Source organism: Paraburkholderia sp. FW306-02-B, assembly GCF_058782725.1.
Map to the genome: position 1 here is coordinate 809,652 of NZ_JBYSXZ010000002.1, position 21,185 is coordinate 830,836.

Annotated in this window: 24 protein-coding genes; 8 read left to right on the forward strand and 16 right to left on the reverse strand. The window is 62.1% G+C overall.

Annotation, left to right across the window (positions count from 1 at the left end):
• Positions 1 to 7: 7 nt before the first annotated feature.
• Both AC3WOG_RS24620 and AC3WOG_RS24625 read right to left on the reverse strand, forming a co-directional pair.
• Positions 8 to 1,822, reverse strand: a complete 1,815-nt coding sequence (locus tag AC3WOG_RS24620) for an SDR family oxidoreductase (protein ID WP_492580508.1) — start codon at positions 1,820 to 1,822, stop codon at positions 8 to 10.
• Positions 1,819 to 2,691: a M24 family metallopeptidase gene (locus AC3WOG_RS24625; RefSeq protein ID WP_492580509.1), complete on the reverse strand. Its 873-nt coding sequence runs from the start codon at positions 2,689 to 2,691 to the stop codon at positions 1,819 to 1,821. The genes AC3WOG_RS24620 and AC3WOG_RS24625 overlap by 4 nt, the downstream gene beginning before the upstream one ends.
• Before the next feature lie 278 nt (positions 2,692 to 2,969).
• On the opposite strand from AC3WOG_RS24625, the gene AC3WOG_RS24630 reads away from it, so the two are divergent.
• Positions 2,970 to 3,323 carry a DUF1428 domain-containing protein gene (locus AC3WOG_RS24630; RefSeq protein WP_492580510.1) on the forward strand — a complete coding sequence of 118 codons (354 nt, stop codon included), beginning with the start codon at positions 2,970 to 2,972 and terminating at the stop codon, positions 3,321 to 3,323.
• Positions 3,324 to 3,539: 216 nt separating this feature from the next.
• On the opposite strand, the gene AC3WOG_RS24635 is transcribed toward AC3WOG_RS24630, so the two are convergent.
• The gene (locus AC3WOG_RS24635) at positions 3,540 to 3,698 is read right to left on the reverse strand and encodes a hypothetical protein (protein ID WP_492580511.1); all 159 of its coding nucleotides are present in this window, start codon (positions 3,696 to 3,698) and stop codon (positions 3,540 to 3,542) included.
• A gap of 172 nt (positions 3,699 to 3,870) precedes the next feature.
• On the opposite strand from AC3WOG_RS24635, the gene AC3WOG_RS24640 reads away from it, so the two are divergent.
• Positions 3,871 to 4,188 (forward strand): hypothetical protein, encoded by a 318-nt coding sequence (locus AC3WOG_RS24640; RefSeq protein WP_492580512.1) that lies wholly within the window; start codon positions 3,871 to 3,873, stop codon positions 4,186 to 4,188.
• Positions 4,189 to 4,337: 149 nt separating this feature from the next.
• Here AC3WOG_RS24640 and AC3WOG_RS24645 read toward each other — a convergent pair whose 3' ends face one another.
• Positions 4,338 to 5,258 (reverse strand): ATP adenylyltransferase family protein, encoded by a 921-nt coding sequence (locus AC3WOG_RS24645; RefSeq protein WP_492580513.1) that lies wholly within the window; start codon positions 5,256 to 5,258, stop codon positions 4,338 to 4,340.
• A gap of 77 nt (positions 5,259 to 5,335) precedes the next feature.
• Entirely contained in the window at positions 5,336 to 5,821 is a 486-nt protein-coding gene (locus AC3WOG_RS24650; protein WP_492582435.1) for an adenosine-specific kinase, read from the reverse strand.
• A gap of 342 nt (positions 5,822 to 6,163) precedes the next feature.
• Here AC3WOG_RS24650 and AC3WOG_RS24655 point away from each other — a divergent pair, with 342 nt between their 5' ends.
• Together AC3WOG_RS24655 and otsA are read left to right on the forward strand one after the other, a co-directional pair.
• Entirely contained in the window at positions 6,164 to 6,328 is a 165-nt protein-coding gene (locus AC3WOG_RS24655; RefSeq protein ID WP_492580514.1) for an FmdB family zinc ribbon protein, read from the forward strand.
• A 286-nt stretch (positions 6,329 to 6,614) separates the two neighbouring features.
• A complete protein-coding gene (gene otsA / locus AC3WOG_RS24660; RefSeq protein ID WP_492580515.1) occupies positions 6,615 to 8,042 on the forward strand; it encodes an alpha,alpha-trehalose-phosphate synthase (UDP-forming) in 1,428 nt (475 codons plus the stop codon).
• 40 nt (positions 8,043 to 8,082) lie between these two features.
• Here otsA and AC3WOG_RS24665 read toward each other — a convergent pair whose 3' ends face one another.
• The 5 genes from AC3WOG_RS24665 to AC3WOG_RS24685 form a co-directional block, all read right to left on the reverse strand.
• Positions 8,083 to 9,228 carry an alpha-hydroxy acid oxidase gene (locus tag AC3WOG_RS24665; protein ID WP_492580516.1) on the reverse strand — a complete coding sequence of 382 codons (1,146 nt, stop codon included), beginning with the start codon at positions 9,226 to 9,228 and terminating at the stop codon, positions 8,083 to 8,085.
• Positions 9,229 to 9,404: 176 nt separating this feature from the next.
• Entirely contained in the window at positions 9,405 to 10,073 is a 669-nt protein-coding gene (locus AC3WOG_RS24670; RefSeq protein ID WP_492580517.1) for a response regulator transcription factor, read from the reverse strand.
• Between the two features lie 18 nt (positions 10,074 to 10,091).
• Positions 10,092 to 11,030: a S1C family serine protease gene (locus AC3WOG_RS24675; RefSeq protein ID WP_492580518.1), complete on the reverse strand. Its 939-nt coding sequence runs from the start codon at positions 11,028 to 11,030 to the stop codon at positions 10,092 to 10,094.
• Positions 11,031 to 11,235: 205 nt separating this feature from the next.
• A complete protein-coding gene (locus AC3WOG_RS24680) occupies positions 11,236 to 11,439 on the reverse strand; it encodes a hypothetical protein (RefSeq protein WP_492580519.1) in 204 nt (67 codons plus the stop codon).
• A gap of 182 nt (positions 11,440 to 11,621) precedes the next feature.
• Entirely contained in the window at positions 11,622 to 12,047 is a 426-nt protein-coding gene (locus AC3WOG_RS24685) for a hypothetical protein (protein ID WP_492582436.1), read from the reverse strand.
• A 48-nt stretch (positions 12,048 to 12,095) separates the two neighbouring features.
• Between AC3WOG_RS24685 and AC3WOG_RS24690 the strand changes: the two genes are divergently transcribed.
• From AC3WOG_RS24690 to AC3WOG_RS24700, 3 genes are all read left to right on the forward strand, one after another.
• Complete coding sequence (locus AC3WOG_RS24690; protein ID WP_492580520.1) at positions 12,096 to 12,575, forward strand: GNAT family N-acetyltransferase; 480 nt, start codon at positions 12,096 to 12,098, stop codon at positions 12,573 to 12,575.
• A 93-nt stretch (positions 12,576 to 12,668) separates the two neighbouring features.
• The gene (locus tag AC3WOG_RS24695; RefSeq protein ID WP_492580521.1) at positions 12,669 to 12,998 is read left to right on the forward strand and encodes a DUF190 domain-containing protein; all 330 of its coding nucleotides are present in this window, start codon (positions 12,669 to 12,671) and stop codon (positions 12,996 to 12,998) included.
• Between the two features lie 165 nt (positions 12,999 to 13,163).
• On the forward strand, positions 13,164 to 13,532 hold the full coding sequence (locus AC3WOG_RS24700; protein WP_492580522.1) for a DUF190 domain-containing protein: 369 nt from the start codon (positions 13,164 to 13,166) through the stop codon (positions 13,530 to 13,532).
• A 67-nt stretch (positions 13,533 to 13,599) separates the two neighbouring features.
• Here AC3WOG_RS24700 and AC3WOG_RS24705 read toward each other — a convergent pair whose 3' ends face one another.
• From AC3WOG_RS24705 to AC3WOG_RS24715, 3 genes are read right to left on the reverse strand one after another with little or no spacing between them, the layout of a single operon-like run.
• Positions 13,600 to 14,832, reverse strand: a complete 1,233-nt coding sequence (locus AC3WOG_RS24705) for an NAD(P)/FAD-dependent oxidoreductase (protein ID WP_492580523.1) — start codon at positions 14,830 to 14,832, stop codon at positions 13,600 to 13,602.
• 19 nt (positions 14,833 to 14,851) lie between these two features.
• Entirely contained in the window at positions 14,852 to 16,378 is a 1,527-nt protein-coding gene (locus AC3WOG_RS24710; protein ID WP_492580524.1) for an amidase, read from the reverse strand.
• A 15-nt stretch (positions 16,379 to 16,393) separates the two neighbouring features.
• Positions 16,394 to 17,680, reverse strand: a complete 1,287-nt coding sequence (locus tag AC3WOG_RS24715) for an MFS transporter (RefSeq protein ID WP_492580525.1) — start codon at positions 17,678 to 17,680, stop codon at positions 16,394 to 16,396.
• Positions 17,681 to 17,783: 103 nt separating this feature from the next.
• On the opposite strand from AC3WOG_RS24715, the gene AC3WOG_RS24720 reads away from it, so the two are divergent.
• On the forward strand, positions 17,784 to 18,431 hold the full coding sequence (locus AC3WOG_RS24720) for a helix-turn-helix domain-containing protein (RefSeq protein ID WP_492580526.1): 648 nt from the start codon (positions 17,784 to 17,786) through the stop codon (positions 18,429 to 18,431).
• A gap of 21 nt (positions 18,432 to 18,452) precedes the next feature.
• Here AC3WOG_RS24720 and AC3WOG_RS24725 read toward each other — a convergent pair whose 3' ends face one another.
• The 3 genes from AC3WOG_RS24725 to AC3WOG_RS24735 are packed head-to-tail and all read right to left on the reverse strand — an operon-like array spanning position 18,453 to position 21,156.
• Complete coding sequence (locus AC3WOG_RS24725) at positions 18,453 to 19,745, reverse strand: NAD(P)/FAD-dependent oxidoreductase (protein ID WP_492580527.1); 1,293 nt, start codon at positions 19,743 to 19,745, stop codon at positions 18,453 to 18,455.
• An 8-nt stretch (positions 19,746 to 19,753) separates the two neighbouring features.
• The gene (locus AC3WOG_RS24730; RefSeq protein ID WP_492580528.1) at positions 19,754 to 20,503 is read right to left on the reverse strand and encodes an amino acid ABC transporter ATP-binding protein; all 750 of its coding nucleotides are present in this window, start codon (positions 20,501 to 20,503) and stop codon (positions 19,754 to 19,756) included.
• On the reverse strand, positions 20,500 to 21,156 hold the full coding sequence (locus AC3WOG_RS24735; RefSeq protein ID WP_492580529.1) for an amino acid ABC transporter permease: 657 nt from the start codon (positions 21,154 to 21,156) through the stop codon (positions 20,500 to 20,502). The genes AC3WOG_RS24730 and AC3WOG_RS24735 overlap by 4 nt, the downstream gene beginning before the upstream one ends.
• Between the last annotated feature and the right edge of the window lie 29 nt (positions 21,157 to 21,185).

The window sequence follows — 21,185 nt, forward strand, 5'->3', positions numbered from 1 at the left end:
GGCGATATCAGCGCGGCATCATGCTGATGCGGGCGATCACCCGGCCTAGCCAGGGCAGGTGGCGCGAGATGAAACGCATGGAATGCGCTTCGATGCCGATGGCGACAACAGGCTTGTTGTGCAATACCGCGCGCAGCGCCGCTTTCGCGACCGTCTCCGGTTGCAGGCCGCGCAACTGATAGAGCGTCGTGGCTTTCTGGCGCATGCGTTGCTGGTCCTCGCTGCTGGTGCCGACATACCGGGTTGCGGCCATGATCCCGGTCTCGGCAAAGCCCGGACAGATGGCGCTGACGCCGATACCGTGACAGGCGAGTTCTCCGCGCATGCACTCGCTGAGCATCAGCACGGCAGCCTTGGTGGTCGCATAGGCGGGCAGGTCGCGCGAGGGCGCGAAGGCTGCGGCTGACGCGGTGTTGACGATGTGGCCGCCATTGCCGCGCTTCACCATCTGCCGGGCGAACAGACGTGCGCCGTGAATCACGCCCCACAGGTTGACGTGAAGAATGCGTTCCCAGTCTTGTGCCGAGGTATCGAGCACGCCGCCTGCCATGCCGATGCCGGCGTTGTTGACCACGATATCGGCGCCACCGAGTTCCGTCCCGATCCAGTCTGCCAACGCTTCCATTTGTTCTGCACTGCCTACGTCGACCTTGCGTGCGTAGGCGTGCTGGCCTAACAACCTGACCAGCGTAGCAGTGCGTTCCGCGCTTGCCGCGTCGATATCGACCGCGACCACGCACGCACCTTGCTTCGCGAATTCCAGTGCGATGCATCGCCCAATGCCGCTGCCCGCGCCGGTCACGACCGCGAGCTTGCCGCTGAGCGGTTGGCGGGAGGCGTGCATACGGGCGCGTTGCAGGGTGTCCGGTTCGGCGCCGCCTTCGGTGTGGTTGACGAGTTCACGCACCATCCGGGCCATCTGTTCCGGGTGGGTGACCGGCACCCAGTGACGCGCGACCAGCTCACGGCGCCAGTAGGTCGGCACCCATCGCGACAGGTCTTCGGACAGTGCCGGGCTGACGTATTTGTCCAGCGTCGGCACGATCACCTGGACCGGCGCGTGCGCGTAGCGCTTGCGCGGCGTGAACAGGCAGCGGATGAAGTTGGCGCGGTACAGCGCTACGCCGCGTATGCCATCCTGCGTTTGCGTCGGGCGAGGCGTGATCTGTGTCTTCTCCACACGACGCAACACCCGCGGCCATGCGCGGCCGAGCCACCAGTGCCAGGTCAAGCCGGGCAGCACCGGCAAGTGGAACAGCAGCACATACCATGAGCGCACCAGCTGACCGAGCACCTTGCCGATCGACCGCGGCGTGGGACGTAGCAGCCGTGCTCGCATCCAGTCAGCGACATGGTCGAGGCAAGGGCCGGAGCACGACGTGTACGACGCAATGCGCCCGCGCAAGCGTTCTTCGGTGACGAATTCCCAGCCCTGGATCGAGCCCCAGTCGTGCGCGACCAGATGAACGGCGCGATCCGGACTAACGGCGTCGATGACGGCGATAAAGTCGTCGGTGAGTTTTCCCAGGCGATAAGCCCTCGTACCCGTTGGCGCAGTGGATTGCCCCGCGCCGCGAACATCGTAGGCAACCACATGGAAATCGTCGGCCAGTAAGCCGGCCAGTGCGTCCCAGACTTCGCTGTTGTCGGGGTAGCCGTGCACCAGCACCACGGTGGGCCGGGTGGGGTCACCCCATGCCTTGGCGGCAAGGGTCACGTCGCCCGAGCGCACCGTGAAGCCGGTGTGCTGCATGGCTGGTGGCGGCCCGTCTGGCGTGGGCGCTGCGGGTTCGGTCAAAAGCTGCACGTGCGCCTCCGTCATGCAGCGACCAACGCCCGCCCGCGCTGCGCCCAGCGGCGCACATGCGGCAGGTCGTCGTCGAGCCAGTAGGCGTCGTCATCGGTGATGACCAGCAACTCTTCGAACTTGGCGCCCACACCCTGAAAACCGAGATGTGGCTCGACGGCCCACAGGCCGGGCGTCGGCGCGTGATCGGAGCGGCGATCGATCGACCACAGCGGCGACCAGCCTTCCTTCCTGCCTGCGCCAGCCTGGTCGAGGATCAGATTGCGCGTGGCGTTCAGGCCGAAGCGGGCGACGAAGCGCGGCTTGGCGGGGTTGTGCAGCTTCGCGACACGATGCGCGAGTACCTTGAATGGATAAGCCTTGTGGCGCGGCTCCACGCCCTGTTTCCTGCACAACTGGTCGACCGCGCGCGCGACATCGGCAAGCGTGTGCCGTTGCTTCACCATGCTGACGATCAGCTCGCGGTGTTCTGCCAGGTCGTCTTTCAGCTGTTCGAGAATGGGATTCGTACCGATGCAGGTGGCGTAGCCGACATCGGCGATCACACCGTTCAGCACCGGCGCCACGTCGAGAATCACCGGCATGTTCTCTTCCAGCCGCCGCGAACCCGGGAAGAAAGCCAGGTTAAAGCCGGCCATGTGCGACAGCCCGGAAAAGCCCTCAAAGGCGGTACGGTCGCCAAACCAGGCGAAGGGTTTGTGCAGCCAGTCACGCACGCCGTGGTCCTGCAACCATTCGGTCAGCAGCCGGGCGGCGTCCTTTTCCGTCATGCCCAGCCGGAGCATGTCGCCGACGTTCTCAACGCACCGATAAGCCAGTTGCTGGACTTCGCGGAACTGCGCCAGTTCGTCCACGTTGACGTGTGGAATGTCCTTGCCACCCATACCTGCCTCCCGAATAGGCTGTCCGACGGGCCTGTGGCTGCCGTCATGATGACATTTTTTATTGTTACATTTAATAATGTAACGATCGAATGCTACACCATGAGGTTGACCCGTCCACTGGTTGTTTCCCTGGTGGCCGGATTGAAGGGCGACAAGATCGCTGTCGATTTCGTGGCGTGTCGTTCGTCGTGCTTATAGGGTTGCGGTACGGCGGCGCGGGTCCGAATATCGTCGCTTTCCGTCCCCTATTCGATTTTTAATCCGAAAGGAGCGTGCTCATGAATTACGTCGATGGATTTGTCGTGCCGGTAGCCAGGATCGACCGCGAAAAATATATAAAACAGGCCAAAATGGCCGCGGGCGTTTTTAAGGAGAACGGCGCGTTGCAGGTGGTCGAATGCTGGGGCGATGACGTCCCGGAGGGCAAGCTGACGTCGTTTCCGATGGCCGTCAAACGCAAGGAGGACGAAACCGTGGTGTTCTCCTGGGTTGTCTGGCCGTCGCGTCAGGCGCGGGATAAAGGCATGAAAGCGGTGATGGCCGATCCGCGGCTGCAGCCTGACGTCAATCCGATGCCTTTCGACGGCAAGCGGCTGATCTACGGTGGCTTCGAAGTCATCGTGGATGTATGACAGCCAAAGGGGCGGCACTGGCCGAAAATGGACAAAATCCATTTCCGTGTGGTGCTTCCTCTCCGGCATTGGGGGGCACTGGGCTAGCCGGATTCGAAATCTCCGAGCGAACCGGGGTAGCGTAGAAGCGTCGTTCTCGATTGACAGCAGACGATAACGTCGTAGAGAAATAACACTTGCGCACCCCGGCGCTTGCCAGAAATCACTTGGCGCCATTCAGTGCTTATGACGCAGCCAGTCCTTGATCGGATGCGTGTCCAGCCAACGGGCAGCCGGCTGGTCCTTGTGTTCCCGCCTGTAGCGCGCCGCCGTAAATATCACGACGCATAGCAGCACCGCGATTCCCACTACAAAACTGATCATTGACTCAGTCATGGCAACCTCCTTTGAGGTCAGAACCATGTTTGTATTTTAGGTGACCGGAGAAATAGCGACGGCATTCCCATTTACCGACACCTGTTTCGGAGCCGCTGCGCGGAACGATAATTGAGGCCCTTTGAGCGCAGCAGAGGTACACTCGAAACGAGTCCAACCCTGGAGCGATACCATGGCCGACGCTACCCCCCAAAGCACCTTTCACGGTCTGCCCTTGACACCGGAGCAAGACGCAGAAGTCAGGCACTACATAAAGAAAAGAAAGCAGCATGGCGAGCCGTGGGATACACCGGAGCTGGAGGCTATGCTTCGGGACATGCTGGAACCGCCGAGCGACGACGATGGCGAACTCGACGCTACCGTCGATGAAGCGACGGCGGCCACAGAACGCGCGACTGCTTTCATCGATGAAACCATGGACCCCATTGAGGCCGGCGAGGAACGCCAAGCCGCCATCGAAGCGGAGGCTATGAGGGGACCCAGGCGTTGAAGCGCGGGCAGCGCGCTGCCGCGGCGACTGATCCGGCGCATTGTGGGCCCGCCTGGCATTATCGATGCAGGGATCGCGAGCGTCCCAGCCGATCTGGTCTTTGCTTTCAGCTGGCTTTTCTCGTTGCAGATAAGCGTTGCAGATAAGCGCTATTGCCCCATGACCGCAGGGACCGCGGCTCGTTCCAGCACGGTCATCGGGCCGAGGCGCTTGATGACTTGCATCTGTGCTGCGTCGCGCACGAAGAGCGATCCCGCAAACCCCAGCGCATTCACCGAAATTCCCTGGACACATTCCACAGACCTTGGCACGAGCAGCATCCATCCAGGGGCGACCAGCAGGTTGTACGGCGCCGCCTGGTGCAGTTCGCCATTCACCTCGATCTCTCGCACGCCAGCCGCTTCGAGCAACGCGTGGTAGCAATCTAAAGCGGCGTGTGCTGCGTGCCGCGAGGCGGCAGGAGCCAGTTCCAGATGAGTGAACGCGTGCCGGAAAGCCAGGCCGGGTAAGGTGCCGATTGGACCTTCCATGCACGCGGACGCAAGCAGGGATTCAATGGGGAGCGGCGGACCTGATTCGCCGAGCGGCAGCGGCACGATCTGCAGATGCTTGTGGTGCTGACTCGCGCCGGCGTCTGCGCCGCCATTGTAGAAACCCAGTCCGTCGAACTCGGCCATGCAGGCGATCAATGCAGCAAAGTCCGCGAGATCGAGCAGCGTGTCCTGGGATTTGAAGCAACGGGTGACGATCAGGAGATGATGGTCGATGACGTTGAATTTGTTGAGCAAGGCGACGTGAGTGTCAGAGAGATCGGCCACAAAGAGGTTGGGGTCATAAGGAAGGAACGGATTGACCGCGCTGGATGCTCCTGTCTTGACCCTGGACGCGTGTCGGGTTTCCTCCTTACGAGCGAGACTTGAGACCTGGCGGACAAGGAAGCGTATGCCACGATCTTCGACCAGTGCCTGGGTTGTCTCGATCGGTCGCAGTGCACCACGACGCAGCGCATGCTCGGTCTGGCGCAGGATGGTCGGCCATAGGGTGCCGGGCTGGAGACATAGATGTTTCATGGATCAACCGGACCGGCGCGCATGTCGCCTACGCGCACTTCGCAAACACGCACTTCGCCAAATGAGCGCAACCGTGCCTACGCTTTGTAACCGATGGCACGCAACAGATTCTTGCGCCACTGAACGTCCTCTTCGTTCTCCACGCCGAGCGGCGTGAACCCGTCGACCACGCCGAGAATAGCGCGCCCCTGGTCTGTCTCGGCAACCAGAATCTGTGCGGGATTCGCCGTCGCGCAGAAGATCCGGCATACCTCCGGCACAGTTTTTACCGCGTTCAGAACGTTGACCGGGTAAAAGCCATCGCCGAGAAAGATCACGAAGCAGTGGCCTGCCGCGATGGCCATGGCATTCTGGCACGCCAACTCGATCAGGTCGGCGTCCGTACCGGACTGGCGCACGAGGCGTTTACCCGATGCTTCGCAAAAGGCCAAACCGAACTTGATGCCCGGAACGGTGCCGACCATGGCCTCGTGCAGATCCTCGACAGACTTGATGAAGTGGCTTTGCCCCAGGATGAAGTTCGTCGCCTCGGGTTTGACGATTGTTACCGTAAGCAGTTGCATATCGGACCTCACTCTGTGGCACCAGAAGTACTGGGGGGAGAGGCTGCTTTCGTCAGCGGATGTCGGTTCGTCGGGTTCGCCGGACGGCGACGGCCTTGCTTCGTTAATCAAGCCTAGTACAAACGGCCATTTGCGGAAGCGCGGATCCGCGCAATAGCGCGGCGATGTGAAATCGCCCACCCGTAGGTGGCGCGCGTGTTGCTTGCGCGCCGTCGTCGTATCCAGTGCGCACTGGCTGAGATGAGGCGCATGGCTGTGTATTTCCTGCACTAGAATGGATTTTCACAGTGCTGGTGAGTGATATCTGGCCGGCACGGGTGGGATTCGTCTTGGAGGAACACAATGCCGACGTACCAATATCGTTGCGAGAAGTGTGGCGAGTTGTTCGAGCATGCCGAACATCTCGCTGAACACGCGGATGCTCATCCGCGTTGCCCGAAGTGCGGAAGCGAGGCGTGTCAGCATGTACCGACACCGTTTGTCGCCATGACCACAAAAAAGAGCTGAGACCCTGCCTCGTTTCAGTGACGGCGCTTCATTTCCGCGGATGAAGCGTGCACGCGAAGCGCAGGCGTGAGCATGTGTTAACGACATAGTAAACTGACTCATTCAGAACGTGACCCTTGTCCGGCATGGCCGGCCGCTCCGCGAGTTCGAGGCTTCAGGAACGAGCGGCCCCACTGCGCTGACCTCGGCAAAAGCCGTGCACGTTCGTCGTGCGCCGGCAGGGGACGTGATGTCCCCCTTTGCCGTGCCGGATATCGCAATGTGAACGCAACAGCACAAGGACCTCATGAGTCGTCTCGTCGTCGTTTCAAATCGCACTGCCGATCCTCGAAAGCCCGCAGCCGGCGGACTCGCCGTAGCGTTACGGGAGAGCCTGCAACAAACCGGCGGGCTCTGGTTCGGCTGGAGCGGCAAGATCCGGGAAGCCGCGGATGTCGCACCAGCCGGCCATGGTGACGTTCATGTCCAAACGGCCGGCAATGTCACGCTTGCGACACTTGATCTGAGCCGGGAAGATCACGACACGTATTACCTGGGCTATGCCAACGACGTCTTGTGGCCGGTATTCCACTACCGGCTGGACCTGGCCAATTTCGACACGCGATTCGCAGCGGGCTATCGCAGGGTCAACCAGTTATTCGCGCACAAGTTGCTGCCGCTGTTGAAGCCGGACGATCTCATCTGGGTTCACGATTACCAGCTGATCCCGCTCGCCGCGGAATTGCGCGCCATGGGATGTACCAACCGCATCGGCTTCTTTCTGCATATTCCGATGCCGCCGCCACTGATCATGGCAGCGATTCCGGAACACGAATGGCTGATGCGCTCGCTCTTCGCATACGATCTGGTGGGCTTCCAGAGCGAAGCCGACCTGACGCATTTTTCTCACTACGTCGAATCGGAAGCGCAGGCGCAACGCTTAAGTCCGGATCGCCTTCAGGCGTTCAATCGAACGCTGCGGGTCGGCGCCTATCCCATCGGCATCGACGTCGACGACTTCATTCGTCTCGCCAATTCGAAGGAAGGACAGGACATGTTTGTCCGGATGCGCGACGAATATTCGCGGCGGCGCTTGCTCGTGGGTGTCGACCGGTTGGACTACTCAAAGGGGCTGCCGCAACGCATCCATGCTTTCCGCGAACTGCTGACCTACTATCCGGAAAACCGCGATAGCGCGACGCTGATCCAGATCGCGTCTCCTAGCCGCGAGGACGTCGGCGCCTACGACGATCTGCGGCGTCAGATGGATAGCCTGTGTGGTGCGCTCAACGGCGACTTCGGTGAACTGGACTGGATGCCGCTGCGCTACATTCATCGCAACGTGGCCCGTAAGCGTCTGCCGGGCCTCTATCGCGCGAGTCGGGTCGCGCTCGTTACGCCCTTGCGGGACGGCATGAACCTGGTCGCGAAGGAATTCATCGCCGCACAGGACCCCGCCGACCCTGGCATGCTGGTGCTCTCGCGCTTTGCCGGTGCCGCGGAGCAATTGAAGGAAGCGCTGCTGGTCAACCCCTACGACACGCAAGGTACGGCGCAGGCCATTCAGCGGGCGCTAACGATGTCGCTCGACGAGCGGATCAACCGGCATGAGGCGCTTCTTCACCGGATCCGCACGTTCGACGTGCACTGGTGGAGTTCGACGTTTCTGCAAGCGTTGCAAGACTGCGGCCCGCAAGAAGAGGCGGCGAACGGTATTCGCCGAACCTCTGGCTGAACCCCATCCACCGCCCAGGCGTGGCGCCCGGCGCTGGTCTTCAACGCCTGTCAGGCAACAGGATCCGTTCGTCCACCTGACGGATGTCGGTGTGGCCGCAAAAGGCCATGGTGATGTCCAGTTCCTTGTGGATGATCTGCAGACACTGTGTGACACCCGCCTCTCCCATCGCACCCAGGCCGTAAAGGAAGCTGCGGCCGATCAGCGTGCCCTTGGCGCCGAGCGCTACGGCTTTCAGCACGTCCTGTCCGCTGCGGATGCCGCCATCCATCCACACCTCGATGCGCGAGCCGACCTCGCGTGCGATCTCGGGGAGCGCCGAGATCGAAGAGGGCGCACCATCGAGTTGACGGCCGCCGTGATTGGAGACGATCAGCGCGTCGGCGCCGCTGTCGGCGGCAAGGCGCGCATCGTCGACATCCATGATGCCTTTCAGAATGAGTTTGCCGCCCCACAGCTTCTTGACCCACTCGACGTCGGCCCAGCTCAGCGCAGGATCGAACTGCTCGGCGGTCCACGAACTCAGTGACGACAGATCGCCCACCCCCTTCGCATGACCCACGATGTTGCCGAAAGTGTGCCGCCGGGTGCCGAGCATGCCGAGGCACCAGCGCGGCTTGGTCGCCAGATTGACGAGGTTCGCGGGCGTCAGTCTGGGCGGCGCCGACAGCCCGTTCTTGATGTCCTTATGGCGTTGACCGAGGATCTGCAGGTCCAGCGTCAGCATCAGCGCGCTGCACCGTGCCGCGCGAGCCCGCTCGATCAACCGCACAATGAAATCGCGGTCGCGCATCATATAAAGCTGGAACCAGAACGGCTTGCTGGTCGCGGCGGCAACGTCCTCGATCGAGCAGATGCTCATCGTGGACAAGGTGAACGGGACGCCGAACTTCTCGGCCGCGCGCGCCGCGAGAATTTCGCCGTCGGCATGTTGCATACCGGTTAATCCCGTCGGCGCGAGCGCCACGGGCATGGCGACCTCCTGACCGGCCATCTCGGTGCGCGTGCTGCGGCCCGCCATGTTGACCGCCACTCGCTGGCGCAGCTTCAAGCGCTGGAAGTCGCTTTCATTCGCGCGGTAGGTACTCTCGGTCCACGAGCCGCTGTCGGCGTAGTCGTAGAACATGCGCGGCACGCGCCGTTGGGCAAGTACGCGTAAATCCTCGATGCAGGTGATGGCAGGCACGGTTTCTCTCAGCGCAGGGAAGAACGATGAGTGTACGTGCTCGCGACAGTCGCGCGGTATTCTGGGAATTCCTGGGAAAAATTCAAACGCTTGGTCGACCAGTGGCTGCACTTGAGCAAAGCCAATCGCGAATATGCGTAAATGAGCGCGAAGTGGCTGGGCAAATAAGCGACGTGCTACACCATGATGAATCCGTGCCGCATCCCGAGCATCACCGCTTCGGTGCGGTTGGTCGCGCCCAGCTTGCCGAAAATGGAGGCAAGGTGGAACTTCACGGTGTTGTCCGAGATATCGAGCTGCCGCGCGATCTCCTTGTTGCCGAGCCCTTCGGCGAGCATCGTCAGTACTTCGATCTCGCGTGACGTCAGGGTTTCGAAGGGCGCACCGGACGCCGCCTGCCGCGGCGGTGTCCGTGCACCGAGCAATCGCCCGAGGATATCCGGCGAGAGTACGTAAAGGCCCGCGGCCACCGCTTCGATAGATGCGACGATCTCGCCTGGCAACGCGTTCCGCGGCAGAATCGCCGCCGCATCACCCGGCAAAGCTTCGAGGAGCCACTCGCTGTCCGCCTCGTCGGTCAGCATGACGAGCGCCGATGGCGTGTGCCCTATGCCGAATCCGGCTTTGGGTGCGTCGCTTGCCCCGGGTTCCACGTCGATCACGATCACATCCGGGACTGAACCGGCAAGACTGTCGGCGAGCATGCCAACGTCGGGCGCGCTGCCCGCGAGTCTGAGTGCCGGACTCGCGTCGACCAGCGCTTGCAGGCTTGCGCGCACCTGCGGCGAATCAGCAACGATCGCGACCCGGACGGGGCTCATCTGTGCCATCTGTCCATCCGACATTTGACCGGTTCCTGGACTTCACCGGCACGAATCCCGTTGCGGGCGTTCACCCACGGTGACCGAACACTCGCTGCGTTCACCGCCCCGGATCAGCGCGATCTTCAGCTGCTGTCCGATGCTCCCGGAGCCAAGCGCAGTGTGCACGTCGTCCACGTCGCGGCAAGGCTTGCCGTCCAGTTCGATCAGCACATCGCCCAGCAGCACGCCCGCTACTTCCGCAGGACCGCCCGGCGCGAGCGAATTGACCAGCAATCCATGGTTGGAGGACAGGCTCATTTTCCCGACCCACGCATCCGACAGGTTCACCTGCTGCGTGCCGATGCCGAGGTAGCCTCGCGCGACGCGCCCTTTAGCCAGCAACTCTTCGGTGACGCGCTCCACGGTCACCCCGGGGATCACCATGCCCGCGCCACGCGCAAGCGCCGACGTGCAAATGCCCATGACCTGCCCGCGCACATCCGCGAGTGCCGCGCCGGAGAAACCCGGATGCAGGCCGCCGTCGAGCCGCACGAACGCATCGAGCTGACCGCCCCGCCAGGTGCGCCAGGGACCGCCTGCGCTGCCGATCACGCCAAAATCGGCGCTGGTGCCGAACCCGTCTCCCCGCGCGACCGCGAGTACAAAATGGCCCGCCTTGAGCGAGCGGGCATCGCCGGACTCGACTGGGTCCAGGTCCACACCGTCCAGTTTCAGCACGGCAACGTCGGTACCGGTATCGCGGCCCGCGAGGACTGCGGGGACCGTACGGCCATCGGCCAGCGTAACGTCGATTCCTTCCGCGCGTCTAAGCGTGTGTGCAGCCGTGACGACAACACCGTGCCGCCAGATTACCCCGCTTGACGGAATGCGATGCCGGCCGTGTACCGCGACGACGCTCTGCCCGACCCGCTCGACGATTGCCGCCAGATTGTCGGAGAGATCCTGTAACGGATTGCCGCTGGATGTTGAGGTTTCCATGTGATTTCTCCTGCATGCTCCAGTCGTTCGCGACACGAACCACTCGTGCCTCACGCCGCCCATTGCGGACGCATCCTCTGCAAGTCAAGCGGCGACGAACGAACTCAGAATGACAGAACGACGGTGGGCGCACACCACCCGAACGGGTAGTCTGCTGCGCGAGCGCACTGCGGCGTCGAATGATGATGTCGCGGGTCAGCCGGCACTAGCGACGTCCGCTGCGGCCCCACACGTAGCGCACCCAACGTTGCCACCGGCTTTGTGGCGGAGCGAGCGAACGGCGCGCGGCCTGTGCTTCCCGGTCGCGCTCGACGCTCTTTTGCACCTGTTCGTGGATCTCGCGCATCGTCAGGCCGCCTGGACCTTTCAGTTTGTCGGGGTCGGGGTTGGGGTTGGGGTTGTCTGTCATGGGGATCGCTGATTGCTGATGCGGCGACTTGATCTTGATCCACATGGGAAGTGGTGGCAAGCGTGCGAAACCGGTCCGGCGCCGACGGCCCGATAGCCCAACGCTCTGCGACGCTCCACGTACGATGTGCCGCTCTGCCGGCTGACTGACACGTGATTTCGCGAACTGGGGGAGGACGCGTGTTACTGCCCACGCGCAGGCGGTTGCGGGTTGTTCGCCGGGTTGGTGTCGAACCTGATTACGCTTCTGATTCCAGCGTTGCCGATTAGCGCGGATAGTTCCGCTTGCAGCAAGTCGGCAATGTCTTTGCCGTAGACCTCCTTGCCGTCTACATAGACAGTGAAGGACTGCAGGTACCTGGCCTTTTTCTCCGGGTTCTCAATCGCGTCCTTAGTCCATTGATACAGCGGATACTTTTCCGTGCCGAGTCTTTGAGCTTCGCTCACGTAATCGGCGAAAGCGTCGAACTGGCACCTCACGGATGCGTTGTGTCTGCGCATAACATCATGAAGCGGGTCGTGTACCGTACACGCTGGGTCTTCGTGCAAGCTGGCGGCAAGCTCGGCCGAGACGCTGATCCTGATCTGGAATTGCCATGTGTCGTTCATGTTCACCTCGCGCTTCGACGCGTTCGTACATTAGCGGATATTTTCAACATGACTGAAATTGAAACAGCTGGATTCCCTCAGCACCTTGACGTTGTTCGGGAGATTTTCCGCGAATACGCGGACGGCCTCGGCATCGACCTGTGTTTCCAGAATTTTGAGGCAGAACTGGCCGATCTGCCCGGAAGGTACGCCGAGCCCCAAGGTCGAATTCTTCTCGCTTCGAGCAATGGGCACGTCATCGGCTGTGTAGCAATGCGCCCGCTAGATGCAACGACTTGCGAAATGAAGCGCCTCTATGTACGACCTGCCGGACGTGGCCAACAGCTTGGACGGCGGTTAGGTGAATCCATCTGTCGAATCGCGAAAGAGGCCGGCTACGCGCGTATCGTTCTCGATACCCTTCCCAGCATGCAAGCGGCGCAGCAACTCTACGTGTCATTAGGTTTCAAGGCTGTCGCTGCCTACACGTTCAACCCGGTCGCTGGAACCAGATTTATGGAACTTGATTTGACTGGGTGGGCCAATTAAGCTGCATATCATCGCCGCGTGCGTGGGCCCGCACACCTCGGCCAGAGCGCACAGCGGTACTTGGCGCTTTTCCCAGGCCAGGCGGAGGTCCCCATGAATGGCAGTCATTTGACGGTGTTTGCGGCCAACCAGAGCCACCGGAAAAATCATATGTCGGTGGCCGACTGGATCGTGGACGAGGCGAAGAAGGCCGGTATTCAGGGTGCGACGGTCATTGAAGCGGCCGAAGCCATTGACGCGCGCGGCAAGTACCACGCGGCGCGCTTCTTCGAACTGGTCGACCAGCCGGTTGCGGTCATGATTGCCGCCGACGACGCGCACATCGATGCGCTGCTCGGGAGCCTCAAGCGCGGGGGTATTCAACTCTTCTATACGCGCTGTCCCGTCGAATACGAAATGCTCGGAGCGGAGGGCGCGCAGTAGTGGACCTCAACGGCATCCGGCCGTGCTGAAGTACTCGTGCTGAAGTACTCGTGCCGATGGCTCGTATTGCGCCGCACAATCGCGCTTCGCGGTCCTCCATGAACTAGAATTAATCAGGTGAGGCGATGACCGCGCTGCGAGGCGCCGCGAAGGTGGAGGCGGGCGATGCAAGGCTATCAACTGACGTTCTATACCGAGCAGAACCGGAAGCACGGCCATCAGACCGTATGCGAATGGTTGTTGCACGAGGTTCGCCAGTTGGGCATTCAAGGCGCGACCGTCATCAACTGCGCCGAAGGCATCGGTCACGCGGGCGCGCATCACGCGGCGCATATGTTCAAGCTTGCCGACCAGCCGCTGCAGATCATTCTTGCAGTGACCGAAGAGGAGGCCGAGCGTCTACTGGACCTTGTGCGCGCGGAAAACATACACGTTTTCTACATGCGTTTTCCGATCGAGTTCGGTCAGATCGGCGATGACGTGCCGCGCGAACCGTCCAAACATTTTTCCCTCTTCGGCAAGTCGGCGGGATAAAAGGAAGTGCCGACCTTGCATGTGCCGCTGCGTTATCTGCTTTGCAGGACGTTGCTGGAAACGGCCGCTAAAACCGATCCACCCTGAACGGGTGAGCGTCAACGATCGTTTGCTCGCCGGTCATCATTTCAGCGATCAGCCGACCCGTCACGGGTCCGAGCGTCAGTCCGTGATGAGCGTGTCCGAAAGCAAACCACAGATTCTTGTGATTTCCCGCCGGTCCGATAATCGGCATCATGTCGGGCGTACAGGGACGACGGCCCATCCACGGTTCGTCGTCGAGACGCTCGCCCAAGGGAAACAGTTTGCGCGCGATCGGTTCCACCGCGGCGAGTTGCGTAGGTGTCCTGGGTGCATCGCGCTGGGCGATTTCAGCGCCCGTGGTCAGCCGGATTCCTTGCCTCATGGGTGCGAGCAGGTAGCCGTTTTCGACATCCAGCACGGGATGATTCAGGCGTGCCGCCCCCCGCGGGGCATAGTGCATGTGATAGCCGCGTTTGACGGCAAGCGGCAGACGATACCCGAGCCGCGAGCTCGCCTGATCCGACCACGGCCCCAAAGCGATCACCGCCTCCGACGCCGTAATCGTCCCCTCGTCCGTATCGACTTCCCAAAGAGGACGAAGCGAGTTGGCATCGCCGAAAAAAAAGCGTCCGCCCAGCTGCTCGAAATACTTCGCGTAAGCAGTGACGAGTGCATTGGGATCGCTGACGGAATCCGATTCGATATAGCGCAATCCCCCCAGCAAAGCGGTATCGAGATCAGGCTCGACTTGCCGCAAGCGGGTTGCATCGAGCGACTCGAACGCCACGCCATATTCCTGACGCCATTGCTCGACGAGCCTTGTTTCCGCGTCCTGCTTCGCCGCGGTGCGAAAGACCTTTATCCATCCGATCGGACGCAGCAATTCGCTGGCGCCCGCCTCGGCCGCCAGCGCCCGGTGCTCGCTCACACAGTGCTCGATCAACGTCGAGTAAGACCGCGCGATAGCTGCATGCTTCGCCGGGTGTGAGTTGCGCCAGTATTGCCACAGGAATGGCGCTACCTTGAGCATGGCGTCGGCGTGATAGCGGACGTCGAGCGATTCGTTACGCGCATAGCGGAGCAGGGTGCCGAGATCGCGCGGAAATGCATACGGATAGACGCCTTCACGCTGAATCAACCCGGCGTTGCCAAACGAGGTCTCGTTGCCCGGCAGCTTGCGGTCCACGAGGGCCACCTTGCGACCGCGTTTCTGGAGATGCACGGCGACTGACACACCCACAATGCCCGCGCCGAGTACGACGGTATCGAATTTCATTGGGCTTCCGGTCACGTTCCTAGACCGTTGAGGTGCCGGCCTGGCTGTCGCCGGCTTGATTGAAGAGAGGCGGCGCCGTAACAATGGAGGTCAGCGAAGGATTCGCTTGAGCGAGCTTCGACAAATCCGGCCGTGGCCGACGCAACACGGGAGAGGGTTCGAAGGCCTGTTCCAGCGCATGCGCGACGGCGAGCGTTTTCCGGTCGCCTTGAAACGGCCCGATAATCTGCAATCCGAACGGCATGCCGGCACGATCGACGCCACACGGCAGTGAAATTGCCGGGTGCGTGGTCAGCGTGACCACATAAGTCAGCGCGAGCCATCGATAGTAATTTTCCTGTTCGCGTCCGTCGATCCGCTCGGCGTAGAGTTGCTGCCACGGAAATGGCGTGACCGGCGTGGTTGGTGAAAGGATCACATCGTAGTGTTCGAACGCGCGTTGAAATTTCTTGAAGATGCGCGTCTGCTCGGCCTGCGCCCATGCGCTGTCCGCAAGGCTCATGCTTGCGCCAAGTTCGTAGTTGGCCCGTGTATTCGGTCCGAGCTGGCCCGGATCGCGCATATAGGCATCGCGCAATCCCGCGACAAAACTCTCGGCGCGAATGACGTCGAAGCAGCGGTGCACGTTGCCCAGATCGAAGCTCACTTCCTCGCAGGTATGGACCATGGGCTTGAGTGCCGCCATGCGCTCGCGAAAGATTTGCCTGATGTCCTGATCGACGTCGCAACTGTCGAAGTCTTCGGTCCAGCCCACGCGCAGCGTGCTCAGATCAATAGCGGCAGGCAATGCAAAGCTCAACGGATCGAGCGGCCAGGTCAGCGGATCGCCTGCGGAAACACCGGCTGTCGCGGCAAGCTGCAAGCAGGTCTCGGCGATGGTTCGACCCATTGGACCCACTACCGAAATCGGTGTCCATCCCAGCAATCTGCGTGAGTTCGGCACCAGTCCGGGTGATGGCCGGAAGCCGACCACGCCGCACTTCGATGCGGGTATCCGCAGCGAGCCGCCCGTGTCGGACCCGGTGCAGACGGGCAGCATGTCGCACGCCAGCGCCGCCGCTGAGCCACCTGACGAGCCGCCCGCGTTCAGTTCCGGATTGAACGGATTGCCGGTCGCGCCCCACACCGGATTGCGCGTGTTCGCGCCCGCACCCAGTTCGGGAACATTGGTCTTGGCGGTCAGGATCGCGCCTGCCGCACGCAGGCGCTCGACCAGTACGACGTCGCGCGTGGGCACGTAGCCTCGCGACATCGGCGAGCCATAGGTGGTGAGCAGACCCGCTGTATCTTCGAGGTCCTTCACGCCGAGCGGCAAGCCATGCAGCAAGCCGAGCGGCGCGCCGTCGAGAACCTGCCGTTCCGCTTCCTTCGCGGCTTTCCTGGCTTCGGGGTAAGCCGTTGCCGTCACGGCATTCACGGCGGGATTGATGGCCTCGATCCGTTCGATGCACGCATCCAGCAGTTCGACCGGCGAGATCTCTTTGGCGCCGATCATTCGCCGCAATTCCACAGCGCTCAGGCCGACAAGTTCGTCGTTACGACTCATTGCATCATCTCCGTGTTAGCCGAGCGCTTCGCCCGTGCGGTCCTTGAGCCAGATCACCGGGACGAGCGACACGAGGCAGGCGGCGGCGACATACCATGCTGGGGCCAGCGGATTGCCCGTCTGCGCGACCAGCCAACTCGCGATAAACGGCGAGAAGCCGCCGAAAAACGATGCGCTGACCACATAAGTCAACGCGATTCCCGTCGCGCGAACGTGCTTGGGGAACAGTTCGGGGATCGTCACGAGCACCGGCACGATCTGTCCAGCCACGAGCACGGCAAGTACGCCGGAAACAACGCACAATGACATAACCGACGGATGCGTGCCGAGGAACGCGAACGCCGGATAGACGAGCAGCAGCATCGCTACCCGCGACGCGACCAGCACGCGCTTGCGGCTGAACCGGTCGGCAAGGATGCCCGCGAGAGGTGCCGCGACGAATAACGCGAGCGAACTGACGATACCCGAAGTCACGGCCGTAGTGGGCGATAAATGCAGTGCGCGGACCGCATGGCTCGGCAGGAAAAACGCGACGATGTACACCGAGACGGAACCGCCCAGTTCGGCGAACGTGCCGAGAATCGTCAGCTTGAGGTGAGTGGTCAGCGCCGCTTTCAGCGCGCCTTGTGGCCGCGTCGCATCGGTGGCATGACTGACAAGTGTTTCCGCGAGCCGTTTGCGAATCAGCATGCCGGCGGGCGCCGCGACAATGCCGAGCAGGAATGGAATGCGCCAGCCCCATTCGAGCACGGCCTCCTTGGGCAGCGACACATTGACGAGCGTCGCGACGGCCGCGCCGAGTGCGAGACCCGCGGCGGTGGCCGCAAAGTTCCAACTGGCAAAAAAGGCGCGCGTGTGGTTCGACGCGTATTCAATCAGTAGCGTCGTGCCCGGGCCGAACTCGCCGCCTGCCGCAAATCCCTGGATCAGCCGCGCGGTCAATACGATGAACGGTGCCGCAAGGCCGGCGACGGCATAAGTCGGCGCGCAGGCGATCATCGCGCAACTCAGCGCCATCAGCATGATGGTGAGCACCATTGCTTTCTTGCGTCCGACGCGATCCGCGTAGGCGCCGATCACGATTCCCCCGAGCGGTCTCACGACGAACCCCACGCCGAATACACCGATGGACAGCAGGAATTGATTGACCGGCGACGCGCCCGGAAAAAACAGCTGTCCAATCTGAATCGCAAAAAAACTGTAGATAGTGAAGTCGTAGAATTCGAGGGCCGTGCCGATGGTCGTGGCCGCGATGACGTGCTTCTTCGTCAGACCGGACTTGCTGAGTACGAGCGTAGACACAATATGCCCCCGTCGAAAAGGGTGGGATCGATGTAAGTTATCATATACGAGAAAAAATAAAATTCTCGTATCCGACAAAAATCGAACTTTGGAAGCAGGTGCAATGGCAAAAGCAGCGATAGCGGAAGTGGCGGCGAGCGTGCAGGCCGCGCCGCCGGCGCTCGATCACAAAACAGTCGGCGCGCATATTCGCCAGGCGCGCAAGCAGCGTGGGCTGACGCTCATGGAGTTGTCGGAGCGCTCGGGCATTGCCGTGTCGACCATATCGAAGGCGGAGCGCGGCGATATCGCGCTGACCTACGACAAGTTCGCGGCGCTCGCGCATTCACTGGAACTGGACTTCGATGCGATTTTCGGCCGGAGCAGGAAAGCGGCTGCGGGGCCGCTGAAGCCAACGTTCACGGCATCCGGCAAGCAGGCGATCTATGACACGCCGAACTACGAGTACGGCATGCTGGCGAACAATCTGACCGGCAAGCGGATGGTGCCGATGCGAGCTCACATCCGCGCACGCGCGGTATCCGATTTTCCGGAATTCATCCGGCATTCAGGCGAGGAGTTCGTTTTTCTCCTGAGTGGAAAACTGGAGCTGCGCTTCGAGAACGGCAAGGCGTTCAAGCTGATGCCAGGCGACAGTCTCTACTTCGACAGCTCGCTTGGGCATGTGTATTTGAGCCTGAGTAAAGAGGATGCCGAAGTATTGGTGTGCTGCGTGGATACGGACGATAACCGGCCGCGCGGCGCCATATAAGGGCGCTTCGCGCGATCCGCATCAGGGGAGTGCGTCGAGCAGTCCGTACCACGCTACGCCTGCGCTGATGTAAAAGCGCTGTAGCGCGTGAAGCGGAATCGGCTTGATGGAGGTCGGCGGCAACGGCAATCCCTGCGCCGTGCCCGCCAGGTGTGCGGCGAGATGCTTGCCGAGCGTCGTCGCCATGGCAATGCCGCGGCCGTTATAGCCGAGTGCAATCGTCAGTCCCGGCGCCGGAAGATGCACATGGGGCAGAAAATCGCGCGTGATGCTGATGCGCCCCGCCCATCGATACTCGTATTCGACCTCGTTCAATTGCGGGTAGAGAAGTTGCGCCGCGCGTTCGAGATGCGCCCAGTCCGACGCGCCGCGCGGTTCGCGAAACGGGCCGCGACCGCCGATCAGCAGACGGCCTTCGGCGTCCCGCCGGAAGTACAGCAAGAGACGCCGCGAATCGGACGCCACTTCGCCCCCAGGCAGAATGCTCGCGCTGATATCGGCGGGGAGAGGCCGCGTCGCCACGATGAAACTGTTCGCCGCGATCGTCGACTGCGCGAGGCCGGGCCAGAGCGAATCGCTATAGCCATTGGTCGCGACGAGTACCTGCCGCGCGTCGATGATCGGCCCGTTTGCGGTGTGGATGCGCCATCCGTTCGCGCTTTGTTCAAGCTTGCGCGCGCACGTGCCGCGATGGATCGACACGCCGCGCGCAATCGCTGCGCGTGCGAGACCGCGGGCGTAACTGAGCGGTTGCACGCTGCCCGCGCGCCGGTCCACCCATCCGCCGACGAAGGCCGCCGTGCCGAGCCGCTGCGCGATCTGTGCGCGGTCGAGCAATTCGACATGCGCGCCCCGCGATTCCCACTGGCGCGCTCGCGCATGCAGCGTGTCCAGCAGCTTCGTCGAGTGAGTGGGCTGGATCCAGCCGGCGCGCTTCGCATCGCACGCGATACCGTGACGCTCGATCAGGCCGAACACCGTGTCGGCGGCGCCGCCCGCCATGTCCACGAGCGTCTCGCCGTCACGCTGACCGAAGCGCCGCACAAGTTCGGCGGGATCGTATTTCAGGCCGGGGATCACCTGTCCGCCGTTGCGGCCCGATGCGCCCCAGCCCGGCTCGTTCGCGTCGATGACGCAGACGTCGATCCCGAGTTCGCTGAGATGCAGCGCGGTGGATAGGCCCGTATAACCCGCCCCGACGATCGCGACATCGACACGCTTCGACGCCCCAAGCGGCGGCGCTTCCACGGCGGGTTCGGCGGTCGCGGCCCAGAGCGACGGCGGCAACGGCTTGCTAGCTTGGACTATCTTCATCTTGCTGTTCAGTTCGAGATGGCTGCGTTGGCAGGGGCAAGCATGCGGCGCAGAAAGTCTCGCGTGCGCGGGTGATCGGGGCGCTCGAGCAGATCGGCGGCCGGGCCTTGCTCGCAGATCGTGCCGTCGTAGAGAAAGCACACGCGATCCGCGACTTCGCGGGCGAATCCCATCTCGTGCGTGACGACGATCATCGTCATGCCGTCGTCGGCCAATTGCCGCATCACGCTCAGAACCTCGCCGACGAGTTCCGGGTCGAGCGCCGAGGTGGGTTCGTCGAACAGAATCGCCTTCGGCTCCATGGCGAGCGCACGCGCGATGGCAACGCGCTGCTGCTGGCCACCCGACAGTTCCGCCGGATACGCATCGATCCGGTGCGAGAGGCCGACTTTGTCCAGCAGGTGCCGCGCCTTTTCGCGTGCCGCGTCGCGCGATTCCTTCTTCACATAGAGCGGTCCTTCGCAGACGTTTTCGAGTGCCGTGCGATGCGCAAACAGATTGAAGCGCTGGAACACCATGCCGACATGCGTGCGCAGTTCGTGAATCTGCTTCAACTTCGCGTCGACGCGCTCGCCTTCGACGGTGATCGTGCCCGCATCGTAGGTTTCGAGGCCGTTGATGCAGCGCAGGAGTGTCGACTTGCCGGACCCCGACGGTCCGATCAGACACACCACCTGGCCCGCGTCGACACTGAGGCTCACGCCCTTGAGCACTTCCTGATCGTGGAAGCGCTTGTGAATGGATTGAACTTCGATCATCGTTTTCCCTTGAGACCGAGACGTCGTTCGAGACGCCGCAAGCCGTAGACGAGCGGCAGGCTGAGCGCGAGATAGAGCAGGGCGACGAGCGTGAATACCGTCATGTTCTGGAACGTCGACGACGCGATCAATTGACCTGCGCGCGTCATTTCCGCGACGGTGATCGTCGACGCGAGCGACGAGTCCTTCAGCATCATCACGAGCGTGTTGCCGTAGGGCGGCAGCGCGATACGAAATGCTTGCGGCAGGATCACGCGGCGCATGATCAACGCGCCGCGCATGCCGATGGATTGCGCGGCTTCGATCTGCCCGTGATCGATCGCCTGGATCCCGGCGCGGAAGTTCTCCGCCTGATACGCCGAATATGCGATGCCGAGCCCGATGAAACCCGCCTGAAACGCACTCAGTTGCACACCGAGATCGGGCAGCACGAAGTAGATGTAGAACAGCTGCACGATGATCGGCAGGCCGCGGATCACGTTGACGATGGTGGCCGCGGCATGCGAGAGCACCTTGTTCTCCGACACGCGCATCAGCGCGAGCGCGAGGCCGAGGATCGTGCTCAGAAGAAAGGCGCAGAAGGTGATCTCGACCGTGACAATCGCGCCCTTGAGGAGGATCGGCAGGAAGTCGAGCGCGTTCTGGATGAACATGGCGGGTTCCCCTTAATCAGGTAGCCGTG

Bases quoted from the DNA above. Each gene is read 5' to 3' on its own strand.
- AC3WOG_RS24620 (WP_492580508.1), bottom strand. From the start codon at position 1,822: ATGACGGAGGCGCACGTGCAGCTTTTGACCGAACCCGCAGCGCCCACG.
- AC3WOG_RS24625 (WP_492580509.1), bottom strand. From the start codon at position 2,691: ATGGGTGGCAAGGACATTCCACACGTCAACGTGGACGAACTGGCGCAG.
- AC3WOG_RS24630 (WP_492580510.1), top strand. From the start codon at position 2,970: ATGAATTACGTCGATGGATTTGTCGTGCCGGTAGCCAGGATCGACCGC.
- AC3WOG_RS24635 (WP_492580511.1), bottom strand. From the start codon at position 3,698: ATGACTGAGTCAATGATCAGTTTTGTAGTGGGAATCGCGGTGCTGCTA.
- AC3WOG_RS24640 (WP_492580512.1), top strand. From the start codon at position 3,871: ATGGCCGACGCTACCCCCCAAAGCACCTTTCACGGTCTGCCCTTGACA.
- AC3WOG_RS24645 (WP_492580513.1), bottom strand. From the start codon at position 5,258: ATGAAACATCTATGTCTCCAGCCCGGCACCCTATGGCCGACCATCCTG.
- AC3WOG_RS24650 (WP_492582435.1), bottom strand. From the start codon at position 5,821: ATGCAACTGCTTACGGTAACAATCGTCAAACCCGAGGCGACGAACTTC.
- AC3WOG_RS24655 (WP_492580514.1), top strand. From the start codon at position 6,164: ATGCCGACGTACCAATATCGTTGCGAGAAGTGTGGCGAGTTGTTCGAG.
- otsA (WP_492580515.1), top strand. From the start codon at position 6,615: ATGAGTCGTCTCGTCGTCGTTTCAAATCGCACTGCCGATCCTCGAAAG.
- AC3WOG_RS24670 (WP_492580517.1), bottom strand. From the start codon at position 10,073: ATGTCGGATGGACAGATGGCACAGATGAGCCCCGTCCGGGTCGCGATC.
- AC3WOG_RS24675 (WP_492580518.1), bottom strand. From the start codon at position 11,030: ATGGAAACCTCAACATCCAGCGGCAATCCGTTACAGGATCTCTCCGAC.
- AC3WOG_RS24680 (WP_492580519.1), bottom strand. From the start codon at position 11,439: ATGACAGACAACCCCAACCCCAACCCCGACCCCGACAAACTGAAAGGT.
- AC3WOG_RS24685 (WP_492582436.1), bottom strand. From the start codon at position 12,047: ATGAACGACACATGGCAATTCCAGATCAGGATCAGCGTCTCGGCCGAG.
- AC3WOG_RS24690 (WP_492580520.1), top strand. From the start codon at position 12,096: ATGACTGAAATTGAAACAGCTGGATTCCCTCAGCACCTTGACGTTGTT.
- AC3WOG_RS24695 (WP_492580521.1), top strand. From the start codon at position 12,669: ATGAATGGCAGTCATTTGACGGTGTTTGCGGCCAACCAGAGCCACCGG.
- AC3WOG_RS24700 (WP_492580522.1), top strand. From the start codon at position 13,164: ATGCAAGGCTATCAACTGACGTTCTATACCGAGCAGAACCGGAAGCAC.
- AC3WOG_RS24705 (WP_492580523.1), bottom strand. From the start codon at position 14,832: ATGAAATTCGATACCGTCGTACTCGGCGCGGGCATTGTGGGTGTGTCA.
- AC3WOG_RS24710 (WP_492580524.1), bottom strand. From the start codon at position 16,378: ATGAGTCGTAACGACGAACTTGTCGGCCTGAGCGCTGTGGAATTGCGG.
- AC3WOG_RS24720 (WP_492580526.1), top strand. From the start codon at position 17,784: ATGGCAAAAGCAGCGATAGCGGAAGTGGCGGCGAGCGTGCAGGCCGCG.
- AC3WOG_RS24725 (WP_492580527.1), bottom strand. From the start codon at position 19,745: ATGAAGATAGTCCAAGCTAGCAAGCCGTTGCCGCCGTCGCTCTGGGCC.
- AC3WOG_RS24730 (WP_492580528.1), bottom strand. From the start codon at position 20,503: ATGATCGAAGTTCAATCCATTCACAAGCGCTTCCACGATCAGGAAGTG.
- AC3WOG_RS24735 (WP_492580529.1), bottom strand. From the start codon at position 21,156: ATGTTCATCCAGAACGCGCTCGACTTCCTGCCGATCCTCCTCAAGGGC.